The organism is Bradyrhizobium sp. 4 (genome assembly GCF_023100905.1).
Lineage (GTDB): Bacteria > Pseudomonadota > Alphaproteobacteria > Rhizobiales > Xanthobacteraceae > Bradyrhizobium.
Window position 1 is genome coordinate 3,546,675 of the sequence record NZ_CP064686.1, and the last position, 23,324, is coordinate 3,569,998.

16 protein-coding genes and 1 pseudogene are annotated in these 23,324 nt (G+C 63.6%); 10 read left to right on the forward strand and 7 right to left on the reverse strand.

What is annotated here, in order from left to right:
* Positions 1-83: 83 nt before the first annotated feature.
* From IVB45_RS16295 to IVB45_RS16305, 3 genes are read left to right on the forward strand one after another with little or no spacing between them, the layout of a single operon-like run.
* A complete protein-coding gene (locus tag IVB45_RS16295; RefSeq protein WP_247360668.1) occupies positions 84-785 on the forward strand; it encodes a GrlR family regulatory protein in 702 nt (233 codons plus the stop codon).
* A gap of 18 nt (positions 786-803) precedes the next feature.
* Positions 804-1,487: a substrate-binding domain-containing protein gene (locus tag IVB45_RS16300; protein ID WP_247360671.1), complete on the forward strand. Its 684-nt coding sequence runs from the start codon at positions 804-806 to the stop codon at positions 1,485-1,487.
* Positions 1,488-1,519: 32 nt separating this feature from the next.
* Positions 1,520-2,341: a tetratricopeptide repeat protein gene (locus IVB45_RS16305; protein ID WP_027569734.1), complete on the forward strand. Its 822-nt coding sequence runs from the start codon at positions 1,520-1,522 to the stop codon at positions 2,339-2,341.
* 105 nt (positions 2,342-2,446) lie between these two features.
* On the opposite strand, the gene IVB45_RS16310 is transcribed toward IVB45_RS16305, so the two are convergent.
* Positions 2,447-2,905: a hypothetical protein gene (locus IVB45_RS16310; protein WP_247360674.1), complete on the reverse strand. Its 459-nt coding sequence runs from the start codon at positions 2,903-2,905 to the stop codon at positions 2,447-2,449.
* Positions 2,906-3,234: 329 nt separating this feature from the next.
* On the opposite strand from IVB45_RS16310, the gene IVB45_RS16315 reads away from it, so the two are divergent.
* Together IVB45_RS16315 and IVB45_RS16320 are read left to right on the forward strand one after the other, a co-directional pair.
* The gene (locus IVB45_RS16315; protein ID WP_247286332.1) at positions 3,235-3,939 is read left to right on the forward strand and encodes a GrlR family regulatory protein; all 705 of its coding nucleotides are present in this window, start codon (positions 3,235-3,237) and stop codon (positions 3,937-3,939) included.
* Between the two features lie 379 nt (positions 3,940-4,318).
* The gene (locus IVB45_RS16320) at positions 4,319-6,082 is read left to right on the forward strand and encodes a HAMP domain-containing methyl-accepting chemotaxis protein (protein ID WP_027569737.1); all 1,764 of its coding nucleotides are present in this window, start codon (positions 4,319-4,321) and stop codon (positions 6,080-6,082) included.
* 1,134 nt (positions 6,083-7,216) lie between these two features.
* On the opposite strand, the gene IVB45_RS16325 is transcribed toward IVB45_RS16320, so the two are convergent.
* Entirely contained in the window at positions 7,217-8,080 is an 864-nt protein-coding gene (locus IVB45_RS16325; protein ID WP_245287859.1) for a helix-turn-helix transcriptional regulator, read from the reverse strand.
* Between the two features lie 306 nt (positions 8,081-8,386).
* Between IVB45_RS16325 and IVB45_RS16330 the strand changes: the two genes are divergently transcribed.
* Together IVB45_RS16330 and IVB45_RS16335 are read left to right on the forward strand one after the other, a co-directional pair.
* Positions 8,387-11,485, forward strand: coding sequence for an autotransporter domain-containing protein (locus IVB45_RS16330; RefSeq protein ID WP_247501289.1), 3,099 nt, complete (start codon positions 8,387-8,389; stop codon positions 11,483-11,485).
* Between the two features lie 318 nt (positions 11,486-11,803).
* A complete protein-coding gene (locus tag IVB45_RS16335; protein WP_247361382.1) occupies positions 11,804-12,490 on the forward strand; it encodes an outer membrane protein in 687 nt (228 codons plus the stop codon).
* A 198-nt stretch (positions 12,491-12,688) separates the two neighbouring features.
* Here IVB45_RS16335 and IVB45_RS16340 read toward each other — a convergent pair whose 3' ends face one another.
* Genes IVB45_RS16340 through IVB45_RS16350 form a run of 3 tightly spaced genes read right to left on the reverse strand, consistent with a single transcriptional unit; the run spans position 12,689 to position 16,607 of the window.
* Positions 12,689-13,306 carry an Isoquinoline 1-oxidoreductase subunit gene (locus IVB45_RS16340; protein ID WP_247361380.1) on the reverse strand — a complete coding sequence of 206 codons (618 nt, stop codon included), beginning with the start codon at positions 13,304-13,306 and terminating at the stop codon, positions 12,689-12,691.
* Between the two features lie 8 nt (positions 13,307-13,314).
* Positions 13,315-13,839 (reverse strand): 2Fe-2S iron-sulfur cluster-binding protein, encoded by a 525-nt coding sequence (locus IVB45_RS16345; protein WP_247361378.1) that lies wholly within the window; start codon positions 13,837-13,839, stop codon positions 13,315-13,317.
* Complete coding sequence (locus IVB45_RS16350; RefSeq protein ID WP_247361376.1) at positions 13,836-16,607, reverse strand: molybdopterin cofactor-binding domain-containing protein; 2,772 nt, start codon at positions 16,605-16,607, stop codon at positions 13,836-13,838. Before IVB45_RS16350 ends, IVB45_RS16345 begins: the two co-directional genes overlap by 4 nt.
* A gap of 235 nt (positions 16,608-16,842) precedes the next feature.
* On the opposite strand from IVB45_RS16350, the gene IVB45_RS16355 reads away from it, so the two are divergent.
* Complete coding sequence (locus tag IVB45_RS16355; RefSeq protein WP_247361372.1) at positions 16,843-18,450, forward strand: multicopper oxidase family protein; 1,608 nt, start codon at positions 16,843-16,845, stop codon at positions 18,448-18,450.
* 121 nt (positions 18,451-18,571) lie between these two features.
* Positions 18,572-20,194 carry an ABC-F family ATP-binding cassette domain-containing protein gene (locus IVB45_RS16360; protein ID WP_247501291.1) on the forward strand — a complete coding sequence of 541 codons (1,623 nt, stop codon included), beginning with the start codon at positions 18,572-18,574 and terminating at the stop codon, positions 20,192-20,194.
* Here IVB45_RS16360 and IVB45_RS16365 read toward each other — a convergent pair.
* Positions 20,191-21,159 (reverse strand): glycerophosphodiester phosphodiesterase family protein, encoded by a 969-nt coding sequence (locus tag IVB45_RS16365; protein ID WP_247361405.1) that lies wholly within the window; start codon positions 21,157-21,159, stop codon positions 20,191-20,193. The two genes, IVB45_RS16360 and IVB45_RS16365, sit on opposite strands and share 4 nt — an antisense overlap.
* Before the next feature lie 182 nt (positions 21,160-21,341).
* On the opposite strand from IVB45_RS16365, the pseudogene IVB45_RS39075 reads away from it, so the two are divergent.
* Positions 21,342-22,216, forward strand: a pseudogene (locus IVB45_RS39075) (MBL fold metallo-hydrolase).
* A 14-nt stretch (positions 22,217-22,230) separates the two neighbouring features.
* Here the strand turns inward: IVB45_RS39075 and IVB45_RS16380 are convergent.
* On the reverse strand, positions 22,231-23,283 hold the full coding sequence (locus IVB45_RS16380) for a type II asparaginase (RefSeq protein WP_051462938.1): 1,053 nt from the start codon (positions 23,281-23,283) through the stop codon (positions 22,231-22,233).
* Positions 23,284-23,324 lie beyond the last annotated feature (41 nt).

The following is a 23,324-nucleotide window of genomic DNA, read 5'->3' on the forward strand; positions in this document are numbered from 1 at the left end:
GGATATCATGGCGGGAAATTTGTCCATCGTCGCCGAAAGCGGAGTAGAGTGCGCCTGGATGCGTGTAGGGCCGGGGACGGCTGGTGTTTGAAGGCTTCTACAAGGTGAGATTTCAGCTCGGCGACGGGGTCGGCCGAAGCGTGATGCATGCTGGCAACGGCAAGATGCTCGGCGGTAATTCGGCCTTCGCCCATATCGGCACCTACGCCAAGACCGAAGCCGGCGTCGACATCGTGATCAACACGGTCCGCCACAACCCCGATCCGACCTATCGCGCCATGGCGGGCACGGACGATGCGACCCTGCTGGCCAAGGGCTGGGCCGACGGCGATCTCTATCGCTTCAAGGGCGAGCTCAAGGAGCTGCCCGGCGTACCCTTTCAGTCGTTGATGACGCCGATCACCGAAGACGAGATGCCGATCGCCGGCGGCGTCGGCGAGGCCGGCATCGCCGACGGGCTTTACTCGGTGCATCTGCGCATGCTCGACGGCGTCGACGGCGGTCTCACCGGCGTGATGCTGCTCAACAAGGGCCGCATCCTCGGCGGCGACGCATCATTCTACTATCTCGGCAGCTACACCGCCGCCAACGGGCGCTGGAAGGGCCAGATCCTCAATCAGGAGCACACGCCGGCCAAGGACGATCCGATCTTCGGCGGCCACGAGGTCGGCATCGGCTTCTCCGGCACTTATGATGTCGAGGAGGCGGTCCTGGAGGCAACGGCGCTCGCCGGCAAGCGCAGCCTGCGCCTGACCGCCGCGCTCAAGCTGATGCACCGCGCCTGATCGCCACGGGAATCGCTGATGGAAACAATTCGCATGCTTTCGACGCTCGGCCTGATGGGCGCGATGCGCAGCCTGTCCTCCGCGTACGAGGCCGCGACCGGCGTCCGCATCGACGCCGACTTCGCGCCGACTCTGGCGCTGCTCAAACGGTTGCGGGACGGCGAGGCCGCCGATCTCGTGATCCTCACCCGCGAAGGGCTCGACGAGATGATCGGCGAGGGCCGCGTCGTCTCAGGGAACGCAGCCGATCTCGCGCGCTCCTTCGTCGGCATCGCGGTGCGGGCAGGGCAAGCACATCCCGACATCGCCACGGAATCCGCGCTGCGCAATACGCTGCTGGCGGCGCGATCCGTGGCCTATTCGCGGCTGGGCGCGAGCGGCGTGTACTTCGCCCAGCTGGTCGTCCGGATGGGGATCGCGGCCCAGATCAATGCCAAGGCCACCATCGTCGAGCAGGGCTTTACCGCAGAGCGGCTCGTGACCGGCGAAGCTGACCTCGCCGTGCAGCAGATCAGCGAGCTGAAGCAGGTCGAAGGCATCGAGGTGGTCGGCCCGGTCCCGCACGATCTGCAAACGCCGGCCGTGTTCTCCGCCGGCCGGATGGCCAACGCCAAACATGCCGAAGCCGCTGACCGGCTGCTGCGCTATCTGGCATCGCCCGAGGTCATTCCCGTGCTGCGCCAATCGGGGCTGGAGCCTTGAATTTGCCGAGGCCACGACGCAACCTGGCGTCCATGCGGACTTTCCTCGTTGCCATCCTCCTCACGCTTGCGGCGCCGTTGTCGGCGCATGCGCAATCGGCCGATCTCGTCCTGTGCGACCGGGTCGCCGCCGACCCCAGCGATCCCGACAAGCCGGCCGACATGAGGGGCGTGACGGAGATTGCGGCCTCCGACGTTGCGACCGCCATCAAGTTCTGCAAGCAGGCCGCGCCGTCATCGCGACGCGCGATGTTCGCGCTCGGCCGCGCCTATGCGGCCAACCGGCAGACGGCGGAAGCGATGGCAGCCTGGCGCAAGGCCGCCGACAAGGGATCGAGTGCGGCGATGGTCGAGCTCGGTGTGGCCTACGGCACCGGCTCCGGTGTCGCCAGGGATGAAGCGCAGGCGCGCAAATTGTTCGAGAAGGCGGCGCAGGCCGGCAATCCCCGCGGCATCAGCAATCTCGCCGCGCTCAGTGGTACCGGCGGTGCCGCGCCGGCCGATCCCGCACAGGCGCGCGCATTGCTCGGCAGGGCCGCCGAGACCAATGCCGAGGCGCAGTACCAGCTCGGCGTGATGCTCTCCGAAGGTACCGGCGGGGCGAAGGACGACGCCGCGGCGCGCGCGCTGTTCGAGAAGGCGGCCGCGCAAAACCATCCCGGCGCGCTGGAGCGGATGGGTGCCTTCGCACAGGAAGGCCGCGGCGGGCCAAAGGACAAGGACGCCGCGAAATCCTATTACGAGCGCGCCGCAGCGCTCGGCGATGCGGATGCCAAGCAGGCGCTGGAGCGGCTGCGCTGTCCCTATGCGATCAAGGACAAGCAGGGCAAGCTCGTCACCACGCTGTGCTTCTAAAGCGCGTTGAACGCGCTTTGGATTTATTTGGGAGCATGATCTCTTCGGAAAACCGCTGCGCACTTTGCGCTAACGCGGCCCTGCGGGTCCGGATCATGCTGTAGCTCATTTGTAGTAGTAGGCGACGTTGTTGCGGGCGTCGCGATAGGTCGTCTCGAGGAAATCGGGATATTGCGCGGAGGCCTTCCCCACCGCGCGGACGACGCAGTCCCAGAAATCGCCATCCCAGCTGAAATGCGTGAAGGTCGCGTCCTCGAACCTGACGGCGGTGATGATGGCCTGCCTGATCGCGTCGTCATCGGCACGCGGATGAGCGCGCTTCATATAATCGAACATCGGTCCTTCATGGGCGTGGTCGCGATCCCAGCGGTATTTCGCGCTGATCTGCTCCGGCGTGAGGGTGCGGTTGACGCGGACCTCTTCGGCGGTCGGGCGCCCCTCGACCGAATCCAGCTGGGTGCGTCGGCGCCAAAGCTCGAACGCGGCATCGAGCAGCGGCTGCTTCGCCGCGCTTGCGATGAAGGTTGCGATCTGCACCTCGGCTGATGGCTCCACTTGATCCATGCCGGTTTGTCGCGCGCCTCAACCGGCGGGTTCGACGCCGGCTTGGGGGAGTGCGTAAGGGCGGCTCGCGACCGGCCAAACAAAAAACTCGAAAAACAACCCCATGCACAGTAGCCAAGTGTTTGAAATCGCAGGTCCGCAAATGGTGTGAAATCGCCTCCTGCGGAATTGCCGAAATCTATTGCGCCGTCGGGCAAAACAGGCGCATGATGGCATCATGGCAGGGTGTGGCTTCGCGAATGCCCCTGCGCGAAAAAGCCCGATGGTCTTGGTGCGATGGCGGTGCTAGGTAGCGCGTGCTTTCCTTCTGATATTCCGGGTCAATTGCGTTGCTGGACGGACTCTACAAGGTTGAATACGGGGTCAACGATGCCTTCGGCCGCAGCATCATGTGCATGCATGACGGCAAGCTGCTGGGCGGCAATTCGGCATTCGCGCATCTCGGAAGCTATTTCGAGCGCGACGGCGAGATCATCGCCGAAGTCATCACCGAACGGCATAACGACGATCCCAACTACAAGCCGCTGATGGGGGCCGACGTCGCCTCGATCGGCGCGCGCGGCCGGCTCGTTGGCAACCAGATCCGTCTCGCGGGCAGCGCGGACACGATGCCGGGCGCCGGTTTCTGGGCCAATCTCACCCGGCTCGATGACGAGGGGTTGCCGCCGCAGGGGACGATTGGTCCGGGCGGGGTGGTGAACGGGCTCTATGCGATCCACCTGCGCGCGCTCGACGGCGTCGATGCCGGGCTCTCCGGCGTCATGCTGCTGATGGACGGCCGCATCCTCGGCGGCGATGCGTTCTTCTACTATCTCGGCTCCTATTCCTCGGCCGACGGCCGCTGGAAGGGCGAAATCCTCAACCAGGAGCACACGCCGGCGAAAGGCGAGAACCCCGTGTTCGGCGGCTATGAGGTCGGGATCGGTTTCTCCGGCACCTGCACAACGGACAGCGGCGAGCTCGAAGGCATCGCGCTTGCAGGCAAGCGCAGCTTGCGGCTGGCAGCATCGCTCAAGTTGATGCGACGGGCGTAGGGCGGTTATTCAAAGGTCCGGGGTGTCCGCTTGCGAAGATAAGCAGGCTGGCGTTCCGCTGAGGTCGAGGTCAGCACGTGACCCCATTGCGGATCTCTCGTTGAACTTCCGATAGCGGCGCTTCTGAACGAAGCGTCATTCGGTAATTCCGCCATTGCAGATCATCCTCGATCGCACCACCACCGTGTCAACCTGTGCCGTTCCGGCGAGGACGCCCAAAATTGCGAGCAGGGTGGATCCGTATTTTTACGTAACGGAATGTTAAGACTAACAATACCAGCCGTGCCTCAGATTTAGGCAGAGCACCGCCGCTCGCCCCCAAATCATCAATTGCCGACCGCACATCGTTGATGGGCTGAACACATTTTGAGGAAACGACATGATTGGCATGATCCAGAATTTGCGCATTGGAACCAAGCTTGGGATCGCTTCGGCCCTGAGCATTCTTCTGGTGGGCCTGATGATCTACACCCAGATGTCCGGCAACTTGGCGGTTAAAAGAGCTAATCAGACTGCGACCGAGCAACAGACAATCGCGCTCACTGCTGCAGAGGCGAAGGCGGCGCAGCGCGGCATGCAGATCGGCCTTCGCGACATGCGCCTCGCCAATGGCCCCGAGAGCTTCAAAGCGGCGAGCGAGTACCTTGCGGCCCGGGTGACGCGGGCACACGGATTTGCCGACGCGATGTTGAAGCTGAGCCATTCCCCGGAAAATCGAGGACGCATGGAGAAGCTCAAGGGCGGTATTGGAGAATATGCCAAGGGTGCCCAGCAGATCGCAGCGATCAAGACCGAGATCATTGGGATCGAAGCTAAGCGCGTCGCCGGCGGCGAACTGCCGGCTGATGCTGTTGCAAAGATCGCAAAACTCAACGACGAGGCAGTCCGCGTCGCTCGCGAGGTGACTTTGCCCGTCGCGAACGAAGTTGAGGTGCTGGCCAACAAAATTGTTGAATTTTCGAAGAGCAGCGCCGATGAGGCCAATGTCACTGCCGCAAAGGAAATGGCTTCAGCCGAACTCATGTCGCTGGCGATCGGCCTGTCGGCAGCGTTATTGTTGGTCGCAAGCTGCGTGTTCTCGATTTTCAGCATTGCCCGTCCCATGCGCGCATTGAGCCTTTCCATGGAGAAGCTTGCCGAGGGTGATTTCGGAGTGGTGCTGCCCGGCCTCGGCCGTAAGGACGAGGTTGGCCAGGTCGCTGGAGCGGTCGAGAAATTCAAGGTGGTGTCGGCACAGAAGGCCCAAGCGGAAGCCGAAGCCAAGATCAAGCAGGACCAGGTTGCCGCGCAGCAGCGCAAGGCGGACATGATCAAGCTCGCTGATGGTTTTGAAGGCGCTGTCGGCGAGATCATCGAAACCGTGTCTTCGGCCTCGACCGAACTCGAGGCCTCCGCGGCAACGCTCACTTCCACCGCCGAGCGAGCGCAGGAGCTCACCACCATGGTCGCTGCGGCCTCGGAGGAAGCCTCAACCAATGTGCAGTCTGTGGCGTCCGCCACTGAGGAACTGACGTCGTCCGTCAATGAGATCAGCCGCCAAGTGCAGGAATCGGCGCGAATGGCCAATGATGCCGTCAACCAGGCCCGCACCACCAACGATCGAGTCGGCGAGTTGTCGAAGGCTGCCGCGCGCATCGGCGATGTGGTAGAACTGATCAACACCATAGCCGGCCAGACCAATCTGCTGGCTCTCAACGCAACCATCGAGGCGGCCCGTGCTGGCGAGGCCGGTCGCGGCTTCGCAGTCGTGGCTTCGGAGGTTAAAGCCCTGGCCGAGCAGACCGCAAAGGCGACCGGCGAGATCGGTCAGCAGATCACCGGTATTCAAGCCGCGACCCAGGAATCGGTGAGCGCCATCAAGGAAATCAGCGGCACCATCGAGCGGCTGTCGGAGATTTCGTCAACCATTGCCGCAGCAGTCGAAGAGCAGGGCGCGGCGACGCAGGAGATTTCCCGCAACGTCCAGCAGGCGGCGCAAGGCACCCAGCAGGTCTCCTCCAACATCATGGATGTGCAGCGGGGAGCTAGTGAGACCGGGTCGGCTTCCTCGCAAGTTTTATCTGCTGCGCAGTCACTCTCAGGTGATTCTAATCGTCTCAAGCTGGAGGTTGGCAAGTTTCTTAGCACAGTGAGGGCTGCGTAGTCCTGGGCCCGGATATCTGGAGGCAAATGCACTCGAGCGATATGAAGCCTTCAATAACGAGGCAGACCAAAAGCTCGAAAGCTTCTATGGAGGATGGCTTCTGTTTTCGCGAGCGCATGGTCCCTGCCGGCCGCCGCTAGTTTGCGGCGTCACGGATTTGAATCGTGATCGACGTGCTGACTTCCTCTGTTGGCCCATCGCTTCGGTTGACGCGGTGCGATGCATGTCGGCTCGAGAGGTTAGAGCGGAAGTTTGCAGCCGAGAGCCAGTTCGGCGTGGTGAGATACATGTGGTGAGTTGACACTTCCGGTGTTGGCCCTTCGCATTGCCCGGACGCCGTGCAGCGATCTATCTGCAGTTCGGGTCAGTCCGGAAGTGCCACGACTCCAGTCAAACCGGCTTTGTTGACCCAAGAGGACATGGAGGTTCGCGTTCTATGCCGATTTGTTCTCATTCTCGGCGCGACACCGGGGCTACTTAACCGCCCGCAGCCTCAGTTGAATTCGCGCTCGCCTGGTTCAATCTGCGGAACAATTGTGCACGTTGGAACTTAGTGATTCTCGCAACCTGAGTGCAGTACAGTGGACCGCGATTTCAAAAACGAAGTCTTTTCCAGCTATCAGCCAAATCCGACCAAGCCCTGCAATCACTGTGGCCGAAGGCTGGCCCTCGCGGTGAAGATGCTCAACCCGGATACCGGTGGAATCGTTCGCATGTTCAAGTGCCAGTGCGGCGAGCAAACCTGGACTGAGAACAAAGAGTAAGGCTGCCGCGTCGGCGCGCTCATGCACTGCGACTTCTGCTCTTGGACCATCAGCGAAGTAGCGGCGCATTTCATTGAGGGCCGCGTGGTTATCGCATCGAAGCTCGACTGCTGCGACCGGTGGCGGTTTCGCCGGAAGGCCGGGTCAGTTGCGAAGTCCTGATCTAAGAAATTTCGACCACGCGAGAGCCCGGTGCCGCAGCGGCTCTTTGACTTGCGAGGCGCGCCACAGACCAAAGGGCTTCGGTTGTATAGAACTCCCATCAAACGATTTCCTCGTCGGTCAAGGGGTGCATCGGCCCGCCGTCCGTGTTTGAGAACAGCCTCTACCGACCTGTGTCAGGCCGGGTTAACTGCGGACTTGAGTTCGTTTATTGCAGCTTGCCGAGCCACAGGGCGGCGAGCGACTGGCGACTGCGCACGCCGAACTTGGCGTAGATCGACTTGACGTGAAAATGCGTGGTGTTCGGACTCTGCTCGAGCTTTTGCGCGATCTGCCTTTCCGTGTCCCCTGCGAGCAGTCCGAGCAACACCCGGCGTTCAGCTGGCGTGAGGGGCGCGTTGGCGATGAGCAGACCATGGCTGAGCAATTGTTGACGGTGAAACCATCTCAAGGCACGCATCACGGAGCCCAGACGCTGGCCGTCCTGTGCCGTAAAGCGGGGTTGCTGGGCATCACGAAACACGAACAGGCGAATCCTCAAATCGTCATTGAGTGCGATGCGCACGGAAATGCTGTCGGCGAAGCCGACATCCAGATAGTGCCGACGATAGTGCTTGCCCTCGAACCATGCCGGCGGCAGCGTTTCGAACAGCAGGCGGACGCGGAACGGCTCATCGCCCGACATTGACAGGATCTGCGACAGGTCGACGTCGTCCGACCAGAGCGTATCGTACTGTTTCTGCACGGATGCCGCGACCGCCGGTACCGGGTCCAGCACCCTGACGAGGCGCGGACGCCAGCCGAGCAGGGGATCGGCCCGCTTCGGCGAAGGCAATCGCACGACCACGCCCCACAGCACATTGCGTGCCGACAACATGGTGCGCAGTGCGGACATCAGGTGGGTCAGCGCAGCATCACCATCGGCTACCGAGAAGTCGGCCAGTTGATCCCAGAGTGCATAGACGTCTTGATTTTGCGGATCGATGGGATCCGTGGAGAGAAGCATGTCATTCCCAGTGCGCGTGCAGAGTTTCTCTGACCTCAGAGGTCGCCGACCTGCGCGGGCATACATAAAGCACGGCGAACCACCTTTCTAGGTAGTTCTCAGACCTATCCAGTGGCGCGATATTCGGCGCCGTGACTGGGAAGACGGATTCTCTCAGCGTAGCGACATTGGGAGATCAGCGATGCGTACGACGACGGGCGCGCGCCGGCTTAGATGGCCCGGCGAAGGCCGGACGGACAGGCGATGGCCCGGCTCTTTCTTCGTCCTGTCAGGCGCTATTCCGGCACTCGCAGCTTCCACTGGCCAGGGTGCCGGCGGTGGAGCAATGAAGTGAAGAATACGCCTGCCCGTCGACAGCGCCGCGAGCTTCTGGTGCGATCAACTCTCCTGAGCGGCACGGCTTATGCCCTGATCAGTTGCACCTGTGCGCACGCCCAGACGGTCATCAATGTGTCCGACGGTGCCAGCCTGTCGGCGGCGATCGCGCAGGCCGACAGCAATGCCAGCGCGAGTTATGTCATCAATTTCCAGAACAACATCACGCTGACTGGCGCAGCGGCCGACACGCTGAGCGCCTTCAACACCACCAGCAACGTCACGGTGAATGGCGGCGGCTTCAGGCTGGACGGCGGTGGCGTGCAGCGCGGGTTCTTTGTCTACGCAGGCACTGTCGCCATTAACAATCTGACGATCCAGAACACCCAGGCGCTTGGCGGCGACGGGGGCAACGTTGGATTCGGTAGCGGGGGCGGCGCTGGCGGCCTCGGTGCAGGCGGCGCGCTGTTCGTGGCGAGCGGTGGCCATGTGACCGTGAGCAACGTCGTTCTTTCAGGCAACAACGCAAGCGGCGGCGTCGGCGCTGTCGGCGGTGACGGCGTGCCGGGCGCAGGAACGGCCGGCGGCGCAGGCGGCGGTCTCGGCGGCCATGCAGTGGGCGGGTTCGCCGGTGGCGGTGTCGGACGCGGCGCCGATGGCGACACAGGGGCCGGAGGCGGGGCGGGCATTGTCGTTGGTGCGGCAAGTGGCGGACAGGGTTTCGGCGGCTCCCCCGGTGGCATTAACGGCGGAGGTGGCGGCGATGGAGGTGCCGGCGGGATCGGCGGAAGTCCCATATTCGGCAATGGCCAAGGCGGTTTCGGCGGCGGCGGCACTCATAGTGCTGCGGACGACAGAGGCGGCTCGGGGGGATTTGGCGGCGGCGGCGCAGGGGGTCACTCGATAGCGGGCCATCAGGGAGGCGCTGGTGGCGTTGGTGGCGGCGGCGGCGGCGGCGGCGGGGCAGACCATTTGGGTGAGGTGGCCGGAACCGGCGGGAGTAGAGGATTTGGTGGTGGCGTCGGTGGCAACGGCAGCAGCATCGCGGCGAACGGTGGCAGTGGTGGAGGTGGCGGCGGCGGCGGCGGCGCCGGATTGGGCGGCGCCATGTTCGTTCAGGAGGGCGGCTCGCTAACGATCGCCGGCGCGTTCAACGTCAACGGCGGCAGCGTCGCCGGGGGAGTCGGCGGCACGGGCGGCAACGGTTTTGGCGGCGTGGACAATGGCACGGCGGGTAGTGGCGGTTCTGCTTTCGGAGCCGGCATCTTCCTTCAAGGCAACGGCATCCTCAACTTCCAGCCCGGCGGCGGCGCGACGCAAACGCTTTCAGACGGCATCGCCGACCAGACCGGTTCTGGCGGCACGGGTGTCGAGGCCGGAATATGGGGACTGAACAAGAACGGCGTCGGCACGCTGGTGCTCTCGGCGGCCAACACCTATAGCGGCGCAACGATGGTAGACGGCGGAACGCTGCGCGCCGGACACGCCGCCGCGTTCGGGACCAGCAATCAGTTTTCGGTCGCGGGCGGCGCGACGCTGGATTTGAACGGCTTCAACCAGACATTCGCCGTTTTGCAAGGCGCCGGCACGGTGACCGGCGCCAGCAGCACGATCTCCGGCATGTTTACGCCTGGCAACGGCACGCCGGGTTCGTCGATGGTGATAACGGGCAATCTCGCGTTCCAGGCGGCCGCGCAATATCTGGTCCAAATCGACCCCACGACGGCCTCATTCACGGTCGTCAACGGTACAGCGACGCTTGGCGGCGCTGCGGTGGGCGCCAGCTTTGCGCCCGGGACCTATGTGCAGAAAAAGTACATCATCCTCACCGCGACGGGCGGCGTCAGCGGTGCCTTCGGTGGCGTGATTACTTCCAGTGCGCCATCGAACTTTTCTTCGACGTTGAGCTACGATGCCAACAACGTCTACCTGGACATGGTCTTGAATTTTGGCATTCCAGGCGGCCTCAACCCCAATCAGCAGGCGGTCGGCGACGCGCTGACGAAGTTCTTCAACACCACCGGCGGCATTCCCGCAGTGTTCGCAAACATGTCGCCGAAGGGGCTCTCGCAGGCGGCCGGCGAGACCGGAACGGGATCGCAGCAATCCACGTTCAACGCGATGAACCAGTTCATGGGCGTCATGACCGACCCGTTCATTGCCGGACGCGATGACGGCGGAACTGCCGGCGGCAACGCCCCCGGTTATGCCGACGAGGAAGCGCTCGCCTTTGCCGCGAAGAAGCGCAATCTGAACGATGCGCTGGCGGCGATTTACACCAAGGCGCCAGCTGCGGTGCCGTTCCAGCAGCGCTGGAGCGTGTGGGCGGCCGGCTTCGGCGGCTCGCAAACGACGAATGGCAACAACGTGACCGGCTCCAATGCGGCGACGTCGCAGGTCTTTGGCACAGCTGTTGGCGCTGACTATCGCTTCTCGCCGTTTACCATCGCCGGCTTCTCGCTGGCCGGCGGCGGTACCAGTTTCAGCGTCGCCAATAACGGCACCGGGCGTTCCGACCTGTTCCAGGCCGGCGCGTTCGTTCGGCACACTATCGGCGCCGCCTATGTTTCCGGCGCACTCGCCTATGGCTGGCAGGATGTCACCACCGATCGCACCGTCACCATTGCCGGCATCGATCGGCTGCGCGCGCAGTTCAACGCCAATGCCTGGTCCGGCCGCGTCGAGGGCGGTTACCGCTTCGTGGCGCCCCTGATCGGCGGGATCGGCTTCACGCCCTACGGGGCGGGCCAGTTCACCACGTTCGAACTGCCGGCCTATGCGGAAGGTGTCATCTCGGGCAACAACACCTTTACGCTCGCTTATACGGCGAAGAGCGTGACCGACACCCGCAGCGAACTCGGCGTGCGCACCGACAAATCCTTCGCCATGCAGAGCGCGATGCTGACGCTGCGCGGCCGCGTGGCCTGGGCGCATGACTTCAGTTCCGACCGCGGCATCGGTGCGACGTTCCAGACTCTGCCGGGCGCCAGCTTCTTCGTCAACGGCGCCCCGCAGGCTACCGATTCCGCGCTTCTCACCGCATCCGCCGAAACCAAATGGATGAACGGCTGGTCGACCGCCGCGACTTTCGAAGGCGAGTTCTCCAACGTGACGCGCAGCTACGCCGGCAAAGGCGTGGTGCGATATGCGTGGTGAACTCCTCGGGTGGCAGCGGTGCCGTCGGAAATGATCAGGCCGCGCGATCACGTGATGACGCTCGGCGTGAACTACAATTTCGATTGGACTCCGTTCCCGGGACGGAGTGCGCTTGAGAAATGAGATCGATTGGCGCGCTGTTGAGATCGCGAAGAAGCGGCGGCGCGCGGGCGCCGCCGACCCGAATGACGCTGTCTGCTTGCTACCGAGCGTCATTCTTACTGAAAGACGAGTCGGGAGCGTGACGATGAGGACGCACTGCTACCGTTCTCGAAAGCTATGAATACAGTCGATAACTTAAAAAACAGGTGGGCTTTAATGAAGAAGATCTTGATGGCCTCGGTGGCCTTACTGACTATGGTTGGCTCATCATCGGCCGCTGACTTGTACGCAAAGGCGCCGGCCCATGCCGCTCCGGTTTTCAATTGGACAGGTTTCTACGTCGGTGTGAACGCCGGATATGGCGGCGGTGAATCGGCAATCATCACTGAGTCTCCTTTCGGGAGCGGAGTGTTGGCCCTCAAGTCGAACGGATTTCTCGGCGGCGGCCAATTTGGTTACAACTGGCAGGCCGCACAGTTCTTGTATGGCTTCGAAGCTGACATTCAGGGCACCGATGTGAAAAGCAGCCTCGGGATCCCCGCGCTTTTTGGCGGCGCCGCCGGCACGACGGTGGATTATTTCGGTACGGTTCGCGGACGCATTGGTTTCCTGCCGTGGGAGCGTTTCGTCGTTTACGCGACGGGCGGTCTCGCCTATGGACAGACAACAACCAACAGCGGCGTTCCACTCGGGACGAATACGAAACTCGGTTGGACCGCCGGCGCCGGCTTCGAATACATGATCGCACAAAACTGGTCTTTGAAGACCGAGTACCTTTACGTTGACCTGGGCAAGGACGCATTCAACCTAGATCAATTTGGCCTTCCCCCAGGCACCGGCTTCTCTGTCAGCGAAAAAACAGACATGCACGTCGTGCGCGCTGGTGTGAACTATCATTTCTAAGCGAACGAAGCTTAAGCGAACGAAGCTTTCAGACGTTGGCTGAGAACGAGACGCAAGAGGGGCCCCGGCGACGGAGCCCCTCAGTTATTTTTCACACTGCGTTGGTTTGCATTTTCTCGACGTCGAAGGAGTGAAGCCTCGATGCCCTGTCACCGTACTGCTGCTTCACTGGAGCTTTTTTGTCATGCTTCGGCGTCGTCACGGCGCCGGGCAAGCCGCTCCATTCTTCACCCAGGCCTCCACCAGCGCGCCGGCCTGCTGCTGCGTGCCCGGCACGGGTGAGCGGCCGAAGCCGGGCTTCCAGGCCCAGCCGACGAGGGTGTCCTTGCCGATATGGTCGATCAGGTCTTCCACCTTGCGTCCGCCATTGCGCGCGGGATCCCTGATCTGCTCGCAGATCTCGCCGACGGTCTTGCCCTCCCAGGCCATCTCGCGCGGGGCGAGGTGCCAGTCGGGATGGCCGGGCATGCGGCCGGGCTCGAAATTGGCGTTCTGGTGGCAGGTGTTGCAGCGCATCGCCTCGAGCCCATGGCCGTCAGCGCCGCGCGTGACCGGCGGCTGATGCAGGCGGGCACTGTCGCCCTGGTGCGGCCTGTCGCCGGCCGGATGGCAATTGGTGCAACGTGGATGCGTCAGCACCTTGCCGAGCTCAGTGAAGATTGCGGCCGAACGCTTCTCTGTGTCGCCGACCGAAGCAAAGCTCTCGGGCGAGGCGAGGGCGTGGCTTGCCGTCTCCGACGCCGCGTAGCCCGCACTGAGACTGCCGGCGAGTGCGGCGACCACGGCAATCATCTTGAACCGCACGTCGGAGATCATGATGCGTGTCACTTGGTGGCCATGAGGTAGCGCTTCGAGTCGGCGAGGATCACGTCCCGCACCGCCTCGTGATATTTGACGTAGCCGGTGCAGCGACAGAGATGACCGTCGAGCGCGTCCGCGATGGTCTGCTCCAGCGCCTCGCGCGCGACCGGTGTCCGCGACAGGCGCTCCAGTAAGACCTGGCCCTCATTGAGGAAGCCCGCGGTGCAATAGCCGCACTGAAAGGCGAAATGCGCGATGAACGCGTTTTGCAGGGTCGAGAGCTCGCCGTCCCTCGCGTGCCCCTCGACGGTGCGGATCGATTTGCCGTCGAAATTCATGGCGGGCGCGACGCAGGTCGGGCTGGTGGTGCTGGTGCCGTCGGGCGCGTCGACGATGACGGCGCAGCTCAGGCATTGCGCGGCGCCGCAGCCGAACTTGGTGCCGGTCATGCCCAGCATCTCGCGCAGAAAATCGTTCATCGAGAGATCGTCGCGGACGTCCATCGGACCGTGCTTCTGGCCGTTGATGGTGAGGCTGAGGGTCGTCACGCGAGCACTCCCTTCAATAGGCTTGCGGTGACCGGCAGCGCGCGGAAGCGATGGCCGGTGGCGTCGTGGATGGCGTTGATCAGCGCCGGCACGATCGGGATCATCACGACCTCCGCCATGCCCTTCGGCGCTTCGTCTGGTACTAGCGGCTTCAGCATCTCGATCTCGAGATCGCGGAGCGGCAGGTCGGAGCCGCGTGCGACCAGATAGCGCCCGAGATTCCATTCGCCATTGCCCGGCCCGCCCTCGAACGGGGGCAGGGTTTCGAGCAGCGCGTAGCCGACGCCCATGGCGAAGCCGCCCTGGGCCTGGCCCATCACCACCTCGGGCACCAGCGCGGTGCCGCATTCGAGCACGCTATAGGCCTTGGCGATGCGAAGCGCGCCGGTTGCGCGCTCGATCTCGACGCGGACGACCGTGCCGCACATCGAGGTGTAGGCGGTGCCGATCCGGTTGTTGTCGGTCGGCGGAAACTTGACGCTGCTGCGGTTGATCCGCTCGAACTTGCCGTTGCCTTTGCGGATCGCCAGCGCGTCGATCTCGGCGCGGTATTGCTCGCCGGACAGCGGGAAGCGTGCCCGCGACCACGCCCAGCGCGAGAAGCTGTGCGCAACCGCACCGGTGACGAGGCCGCGCGCGTGAGCTGTCGCCGCGAGCGCAGGGAGGGCGAGCGGTTCGAGGCCGGGCATGGTGAGCTGGCCGTTCTGCCAGCTTGCGCCGGCCCATTGCCCCGCGCGCGGATCGGTCTTTGCGATGCGCCACAGCTCGAGCGCCGCGGGCCACAGGCCGAAGCGGAAAATCACGCGGGCGGCTTCCGCGGCGGAATGCGTGCCGACATGCGCGCCGATCGAGGAGCTCGTCGGCGAGCTGATCGCGGGCACCCAGCGCGGGTTCTTCTCCGCGGCATCCTGGGTCTTCTGGTCCATGGTGGAGGGATCGCCGGATGTGACCAGCCCGAGTACGTCATAGCTGTCGACGCGGGCGACCGAGACCTCATCGGCGATGGCGCCGAGATGGCCGGCGACCCGGTTGGCCAGCGCCGTCCCGATGCCGTTGCCCATCTCGACATGATCGCAATAGATGACGATCTTGCCGTCAGGTCCAAGCTCGACGCGTCCGAGCGAGCCATCCGCACCGGAGCCATAGTCTTTCGTCACGCAGGCAACGCCAGTGCCGACCAGCCGACCCGACGATGTCTGCTTGAACTGCGCCCGCTGCTGCCAGATCGGATGCTTCTCGAGCTTGTCGAGGATTTCGGGCGTGCGCACCGAGACGATGTAGGGATTGCCCGTCATGGTCCGACCGTTCTGCGGCAGCGCGTTACGCCGCCGGAATTCGATTGGATCGCGCTTGAGCTCGGACGCGGCTTCGTCGATCAGGACCTCCAGCGCCGTCATGGCTTGCAGGATGCCATAGCCGCGCATCGAGCCTGCGCTCACGCCGCGCGAGTGCACCGCGACGGTCCTGACGTCGACCTTCGGAATGTCGTAGATGCCGATCGCGCCGGTGGCGGCGACGATTGCGACGCTGGCCGAGAAATGGGCGAGCCCGCCGCCGTCGAGCACGTGATCGGCAGCGAACCCCTTGATCTTGCCGGTCGCGCGATCGATGCCGATGCGCGAGCGCATCTTGATGGCGTGGCGTTTGATGCCGGCCTGAAATTGCTGGTAGCGGTCATGCGCCAGCCGCACCGGCTTGCCGGGAAAGCAGACCGCCGCGAGCGCAACATAGAGAATGAAAGGCGTGTGATCGCGGCCACCAAAGCCGCCACCGACATGGGCGAATTGCGCGTTGATGTGCGCCGGCTTGTAGGGCGCGCGGGCCTTGCCGAACAGATGCGCGATCGACTCCGCCGCCTCGTAAGGTGACTGTACGCCAAGCAGCAGTTCGAGATTGCCGCCCTTGCCGTCGTACCAGGCGAGCCCGCATTCCGGCTCGAGGAACATCGGGTCGACCGATTGCGTCTCGAACTCGCGGTCGAGCACCAGCATCGAGGCGTCATTCGCTGCAAGCTCGGCGCGGATCTGCTCGCCATGTTTCGCCGCCTTGGCGTAATCCGCCGGCATGTCCTTCGCGAGCGGCGACCACACCGGCAGCGCCGCGCTCTGCACCTTCTTGGGCGAGACCCAGCCGGCCTGGAGCGGCGAATAGACATCCGGTTGGTCAGGCGAGGGACCTGCCACGCGGGTGAAGCGGAAGGCCCCGTAATCGGGGACGACGACAGGCCCGGTCTCCTCGCCGAATTGGACGAACGTGCCGTCGCGCAGCGCGAGACGCGCCTGGTCGAAGGCGTCGAACTTTTCGAAGATCAAAAGCGCTACCGGCTGTCCCAGATAAAGCGGCGTCTTGCCGATCGGACAGAACAGGTCGCCCGCATAGAATTCCGGCACCTGCGTCCCGATCCGGTCGAGATCGGCGGCTGTCACCACCACCGACGGCTTGAGCGCGCCGCCGAGGCGGGCGAGGTCCAGTCCGGTATAGACATGCGTGGCGTCGTTGGCGCGGACCAGGATCGCGTGCGAGGTGGTCTGTGGCCAGCCCTGCAGATCGTTGGCGCGGAAGTCGGAAGCGTAGAGCTTTGCGCCGGTGACCTTGGCGACGCCGTCGACACGGCCAGCGCCCGTTGCCGCCGGATTGAACTTGCCGCGTCCGGGCAGCGTCTCGTGCGCTGCGAAGGGCACGCCCGCCGCGGACGCCAGATGTGACAGGCTGACCGAGATGCCTCCCGCCGACAACCACTTCACGAACTCACGTCGCGAAGGCCCCATGATCATATCCTTGTACAGAGTTTCGAGAACATCGGGATGCGGCCAGCATGCGATGTCCGGAGGGCATAGGTCAGCGCCAGCGCGAATCCGTCACGATGCATCATGCGACGATAGAACGGGTGAGAAGGTTTACAACCGCTGAATGTCGTGCGCTCGCAGATCGAATTGTGGTTTCGTGCTTGCTTTGAAATCGAATCGAACGGAAGACGGTCCGGCAACAGGGGGCGCGATTCAAATGCAGCACGATCCGAACGGTGCGTCTTCAGTCACCAGCACCATGGGCACGACGACATTGTCGCGCCGCCAATTGCTGGATTGCGGTCTCAAAGCGGGCGCGTTGTCGCTGTTCGCAGGTGCAGCGAATGCCCAGCACGCCGTGCACGACCATGCAGGCACGTCCCACACCGCGGACATGTCGCCGACCATGGGAATGATCGCTGATACGCCCGTTCCCGCCATGGACCAGCCGCTGCTCGAGCCCGAGGTGCGGCGGTCCGTCAATGGCGTGCTGAGCACGACCTTGCGCGTCGGCTATGCCTATCGCCAGATCGGCGGCGTCCGGCTCTATGTCAGGTCCTATGAGGGCGGCAGCCCCGGCCCGACCTTGCGCATGAAGCCCGGCGATACCCTGCGCATCAAGATGATCAACGATTTGCCGCCGAACCGCGATGGATTGCCGGCCGACATCAGTCATCCGCACCAGTTCAACAACACCAATTTCCATTTCCACGGCGCGCATACCAGCCCGAGCGGGATTTCCGACAACGTCATGCGCTCGATGGCGCCGGGCCGCAGCTACAACATCGAAATCACGCTGCCGGCCGATCACACCAGGGGCACCTACTGGTATCACCCACATCACCACGGCAGCGCTGACATCCAGATGTCCTCCGGCATGGTCGGCGCCGTCGTCATCGAGGGCGATTTCGCCGAAATTCCAGAGATCGCGACCGCCCGCGAACGTCTCATGGTGCTGACCCAGGTGGTCTACGATGCCAACGGCATGGTCGAGAATTTCGAGACGCTGTTTCCCGAGACTGCGACGCGTTTTCTCGCCATTAACGGCCAGCGCCGGCCAATGATCGAGATGCGGCCCGGCGAGGTGCAGCGCTGGCGCATCCTCAATGCCGCCTATCAGGACGACATGCTGCTCGACCTGGAGAAGCACGATCTGCAAGCGATCGCCTATGACGGCATCCAGCTCGGCGCCATGCAGCCGCTCAAGCAGGTCCTGATCGCGCCCGGCCAGCGCGCGGACATTCTGGTGAAAGCAGGGAGCCCCGGCACCTACGCCTTCAACGCGGCGCAGTACGACCAGGGCCATCCTTCGCCAGTGGGACCGCTGGCGCGGGTCGTGGTCTCAGGCGCGCCGATGGACATGAAGCTGCCGCGGGTCCTGCCGCCGGCGCCGCTCGCGACCATCAAGGATTCCGAGATCACCAACCGTCGCAAGGTGGTGCTCTCGGCGACCGCGCCGGAGGCCGATGCCGCCGGCCATTGGCAGGAATTCGAGTTCTTCGTCGACGGCAAGAAGTTCGACCCTGGCCGTATCGATCAACGGGTCAAGCTGGGTGCGGTCGAGGAGTGGACCATCGTCAACACCCATGAGCATGACGACCACGTGTTCCACATCCACACCAACCCGTTCCAGGTGATCTCGGCCAATGGCAAGGCGCTGGCGGTGCCGGAATGGCGAGATTCCGTGATCGTGGAGCGCAAGGGCGGCCAGGTCGTGTTCCGCTCGCGCTTCATCGATTTCACCGGCGTCTACATGCTCCACTGCCACATGATGAACCATGAGGAGATGGGCATGATGCAGACCGTGGAGGTCTACAAGGCCTAAGCTGCGGGTCGAATTGCGCGAATTCGGCGGCGCGCGGGGCTGATCCGGGTCCGGCCGGGCTTCCCCTGGCGGCCGGCATGGCCTATGACGCTGCAACGCAACAATCCCCCAAAAAGACCCCATGATCCGCCTCGACAACGTCAGCAAGCAAGCCGGCCACCAGATCCTGTTCATCGAAGCCTCCGCCGCCCTCAACAAGGGCGAGAAGATCGGCCTCGTTGGCCCGAACGGTGCGGGCAAGACCACGCTATTCCGGATGATCGCCGGCGAGGAACTGCCCGACGAGGGGCAGGTCTCGACCGATCGCGGCATCACCATCGGCTATTTCAACCAGAACGTCGGTGAGATGGCCGGCCGCAGCGCCGTGGCCGAGGTCATGGACGGGGCGGGACCCGTGAGTGCGGTCGCGGCCGAGCTGCGGGAGCTCGAGACCGCGATGGCCGATCCCGACAAGGCCGACCAGATGGACGAGATCATCGCGCGTTACGGCGAGGTGCAGCACGCGTTCGAGGAGCTCGACGGCTATGCGCTCGACGGCCGTGCGCGCGAGGCGCTGTCCGGCCTCGGCTTCAGCCAGGAGATGATGGACGGCGACGTCGGCAAGCTCTCCGGCGGCTGGAAGATGCGCGTGGCGCTGGCGCGTATTCTCCTGATGCGCCCCGACGTCATGCTGCTCGACGAGCCGAGCAACCATCTCGATCTCGAAAGCCTGATCTGGCTGGAGAAGTTCTTGCACGACTACGAAGGTACGCTGCTGATGACCTCGCATGATCGCGAGTTCATCAACCGCGTGATCTCGAAAGTCGTCGAAATCGATTCCGGATCGCTCACCACCTACGCCGGCAATTACGAGTTCTACGAGCAGCAGCGGGCACTGAGCGAGAAGCAGCAGCAGGCGCAGTTCGAGCGCCAGCAGGCCATGCTCGCCAAGGAGATCAAGTTCATCGAGCGTTTCAAGGCGCGCGCATCTCATGCGGCACAGGTCCAGAGCCGGGTGAAGAAGCTCGACAAGATCGAGCGGGTCGAGCCGCCGCGCCGCCGCCAGACGGTGGCATTCGACTTTCCGCCGGCGCCGCGGTCGGGCGAGGACGTCGTTGCGCTCAAGAAGGTGTTCAAGGGCTACGGCAGCAAGCGCATCTATGACGGGCTCGATTTCATGATCCGCCGCCGAGAACGCTGGTGCGTGATGGGCGTCAACGGCGCCGGCAAATCGACGCTGCTCAAGCTCGTCGCCGGTGCGAGCGAGCCGGACGAGGGCACGGTCGCGGTCGGCGGCAGCGTCAAGATGGGCTATTTCGCCCAGCACGCGATGGATTTGCTCGATGGCGAGCAGACGGTGTTCGAGTCACTCGAATACGCGTTTCCGACCGCCGGGCAGGGCTCCCTGCGCGCGCTCGCAGGCTGCTTCGGCTTCTCCGGCGACGACGTCGAGAAGCGCTGCCGCGTGCTGTCAGGCGGCGAGAAGGCGCGCCTGGTGATGGCGAAGATGCTGTTCGACCCCCCGAACTTTCTGGTGCTGGACGAGCCGACCAACCATCTCGACCTTGCCACCAAGGAGATGCTGATCGCGGCGCTGTCGGATTTCGAGGGCACCATGCTGTTCGTCTCGCATGACCGGCATTTTCTCAGCGTCCTGTCGAACCGCGTGCTGGAGCTGACGCCCGAGGGCATCCACCAGTTCGGCGGCGGCTACACCGAATATGTCGCGCGCACGGGGCAGGAAGCGCCGGGGTTGCGGAGCTAGTTCTTGCTCTTTCCCTTGCCCTTGCCCTTGCCCGCGATCGTGGCGATTGCCTCGATCTCGTTGGTCCAGATCCCGCCGGAATAGCCTTGCGGGAGCCGGGCAAAGAGCTCGGGCGTATCGATGCCGGTGGAGAACTCGCCTCCACTGTAGGGACCGAGCACGAACACTGCGCTGTTCGCGCCCTCCATGCGCGCGAGGAAGCGGTCAGGCCAGCCCCATAGAAAGGGCGCGATATTGATCGGCACCAGCACCATCGCGTTCCGACAGGCTGCCGGCACCAAGCCGGTCCAGCCGTAGCCGATATAGCCGATCAGGCAGCTTCGGATTGCCGCGCGCGAGATCGTGCGAACTTCCGGGGTAAGGCGACGGATCATGTCGATGGGCTCGTCGCCGCCATAAACCATGATCGTCCGGCGGCGCTCGGCCGGCAGCGCGTTCAACACCGTGGCAAGTTTCTCGCCTTCGTATGCGTCGCGGCTCTTCACGTTGATGAGCAGCTTCCTGTCAGGGAAGGCGGCGAACACTTCCGACAATTTCGGCATCATCCCGATGCCTTTGCCGCGAAACGGAAATGTCTTGCCGCCGTCGGCGGTGTAACCATAGCCGATGTCGAGCAGCTTCAGCCTCGCCATGCTTTGCTCGCGCGTCGCGCCGTGGCCGTCGGTGCGGCAATCGAGCGTCCAGTCGTGGAAGACGGCAAACTCGCCGTCGGTGGTCGGGTGCACGTCGAGCTCGACCACATCCGCGCCGGCGTCGAAGCTTGCCCGCATCGAGCGAACAGTGTTCTCCAGATAGTCGTGTGTCGCCGGCAACATTTGCGCGGCGGTGCAGGTGTCGTTCTTCACATCGCGCTCATCGAAGCGCTGCGCCATGCCGCGATGGGCGAGTAGCACCGGCTTGCCGTTACGATGAGGCGCCAGCAGACTCGTGTTGTTGACGTAGACGCCCGCGGCGACGGCGATCATGGCTGCCGTCGCGACTCTCAGTTTCGTGCCCACCGATTCTTCCCCCAATTCCGTGATCACCGTCGGCGGCGTTTGGGGTTGATTTGCGGCAATCATCGCGCAAGGGGACGGCTCTGCGCCTTCCGGCTTGAACGCTCCGATGCCGCCCGCTACGCTGCTTTAAAAGCTGGGGTGGAACGCGCATGAAGCAGCTGCGGATCGGCGACATCACCATCGATGCGGTGATCGAGCGGGAGGGGCCGTGGCGGCGGCCGCAGGATTTTTTCCCGGCCTATGACGAGGGTGTGTTCAAGCACCATCTGCCGACGATGGAGCCGGAGGTGTTCGACGCCGCGCGCGGCATGATGGTGATCACCTATCAGACCTTCGTGGTGCGCACGCCGCGCTACACCATCCTGGTCGATACCTGCACCGGCGAGGACAAGGCCATCCGCCGCCGTTCGATTTTCCGGGCAAGGAGCGCTGGCGCAACGAGCTGTTCGCGCTCGGCATCGGCTTCGAACAGATCGATTACGTCTTCTGCACGCATCTGCATATCGACCACACGGGCTGGAATACGACCTTGCGCGACGGCCGTTGGGTGCCGAATTTTCCGAATGCGAAATACGTCTTCCACAAAGGTGAATATGCGGCCTGGGAGGCCGAGCATGCCAAGGGCAGCAACCCGCCCGGCACCGTGTTTCGCGACAATTGCCTACCGATCGTCGAGGCAGGCCAAGCGCTGCTGGTCGATGACGATTACGCGCTCGACGACACCGTCACGCTGACGCCGACGCCGGGGCATTCGCCCTGTCATTGCTGCGTGAACATTTTCTCGAAGGGCCAGCGCGCGGTGGTGGCCGGCGATCTCATGCATCACCAGATCCAGTGCCGCGAGCCGGACTGGTCGGCCAAGCCGGATTGGGATGCGAAGCAGTCGGCGGTGTCGCGGCGAAAGTTTTTTGCTTCCGTCGCCGACACCGACACGCTGATCCTGCCGATTCATTTCCCGGCGCCGACGGTCGGGCTGATCAAGCCGTTCGGCGCCGCCTTCGACTACCGTTTCAAGCGGGAGTAGGGCGACCGGACGGTCTAGTAAGTGAAGAACATCCGCTGGATTTCCTTGGTGTCGGTCGTCTTGGTTAGCGCCAGCATCAGCAGAATACGCGCCTTTTGAGGATTGAGCGTATCCGAGACGACGAAGTCGTGTTCGTCATCCTTGGCCTCGCCATTGCGTGCGACGATGCCGTTGCCGACACGGCTGCTGCGCACGATCACGACGCCCTTCTTGCGGGCCTCGTCGAGGGCCGGTTCGACCGCGGGACGAGCCAGGCTGCCGTCACCGACGCCGGCATGCACGATCCCCTTGGCCCCGGCGGCGACAAACGCGTCGATCGCGACCCGGTTCATGTTGGCGTAGCCGTAGACGATGTCGACTTGCGGCAGGACATCGAGGCTGGAGACGTCGAATTCGGAGTCCGCGGTGTGCCGCCGCGTCGATTGACGATAGAAGAACGGCTTGTTGCCCTGCATGTAGCCGAGAAAGCCGAGTTCAGGCGTGCGGAAGGTGTCTGCCGTCGAGGTGTTGTTCTTGGTCACATCGCGAGCCGCGTTGATCTGATCGTTGAGAGCAACGAGCACGCCCTTGCCGACGGCCTCGTCGCTGCCTGCGAGGATCACCGCATTGAAGAGGTTGATCGGCCCATCCGCGCTGATCGCCGTCGACGGCCGCATCGCGCCGACGACGACGACAGGTTTCTTGCTCTTGACGACGAGATCCAGAAAATAGCTGGTTTCCTCGATCGTATCGGTCCCGTGCGTGATCACAATGCCATCGACGTCGTCCTGCGCGAGCAGCGTGTTGACGCGCTTTGCGAGCTTGAGCCAGTAGTCATTGTTCATGTTCTCGCTGGCGATCTGGAAAACCTGCTCACCCTTGACGTTGGCCACCGTTTTCAGCTCGGGGACGGCGTTCAGGAGCGTCTCAATGCCCACCGTCGCGGCGGTGTAGCCGACCACGGTGGTGCTGCTCGCCCCGCTGCCGGCGATCGTGCCGCCGGTTGCGAGCACCATGACGTTGGGAAGTCCCGGGCCCCTCGCATGCGCGACATCAAAACTGATGAGCAACGCGAAGAGCACGCTCATTATCGCCATCGTGTAATCACGCACTCGAAACTGCAACATCT

Bases quoted from the DNA above. Each gene is read 5' to 3' on its own strand.
- IVB45_RS16300 (WP_247360671.1), top strand. From the start codon at position 804: ATGGAAACAATTCGCATGCTTTCGACGCTCGGCCTGATGGGCGCGATG.
- IVB45_RS16305 (WP_027569734.1), top strand. From the start codon at position 1,520: ATGCGGACTTTCCTCGTTGCCATCCTCCTCACGCTTGCGGCGCCGTTG.
- IVB45_RS16310 (WP_247360674.1), bottom strand. From the start codon at position 2,905: ATGGATCAAGTGGAGCCATCAGCCGAGGTGCAGATCGCAACCTTCATC.
- IVB45_RS16320 (WP_027569737.1), top strand. From the start codon at position 4,319: ATGATTGGCATGATCCAGAATTTGCGCATTGGAACCAAGCTTGGGATC.
- IVB45_RS16325 (WP_245287859.1), bottom strand. From the start codon at position 8,080: ATGTATGCCCGCGCAGGTCGGCGACCTCTGAGGTCAGAGAAACTCTGC.
- IVB45_RS16335 (WP_247361382.1), top strand. From the start codon at position 11,804: ATGAAGAAGATCTTGATGGCCTCGGTGGCCTTACTGACTATGGTTGGC.
- IVB45_RS16340 (WP_247361380.1), bottom strand. From the start codon at position 13,306: ATGATCTCCGACGTGCGGTTCAAGATGATTGCCGTGGTCGCCGCACTC.
- IVB45_RS16350 (WP_247361376.1), bottom strand. From the start codon at position 16,607: ATGGGGCCTTCGCGACGTGAGTTCGTGAAGTGGTTGTCGGCGGGAGGC.
- IVB45_RS16355 (WP_247361372.1), top strand. From the start codon at position 16,843: ATGCAGCACGATCCGAACGGTGCGTCTTCAGTCACCAGCACCATGGGC.
- IVB45_RS16360 (WP_247501291.1), top strand. From the start codon at position 18,572: ATGATCCGCCTCGACAACGTCAGCAAGCAAGCCGGCCACCAGATCCTG.
- IVB45_RS16365 (WP_247361405.1), bottom strand. From the start codon at position 21,159: ATGATCGCCGTCGCCGCGGGCGTCTACGTCAACAACACGAGTCTGCTG.
- IVB45_RS16380 (WP_051462938.1), bottom strand. From the start codon at position 23,283: ATGAGCGTGCTCTTCGCGTTGCTCATCAGTTTTGATGTCGCGCATGCG.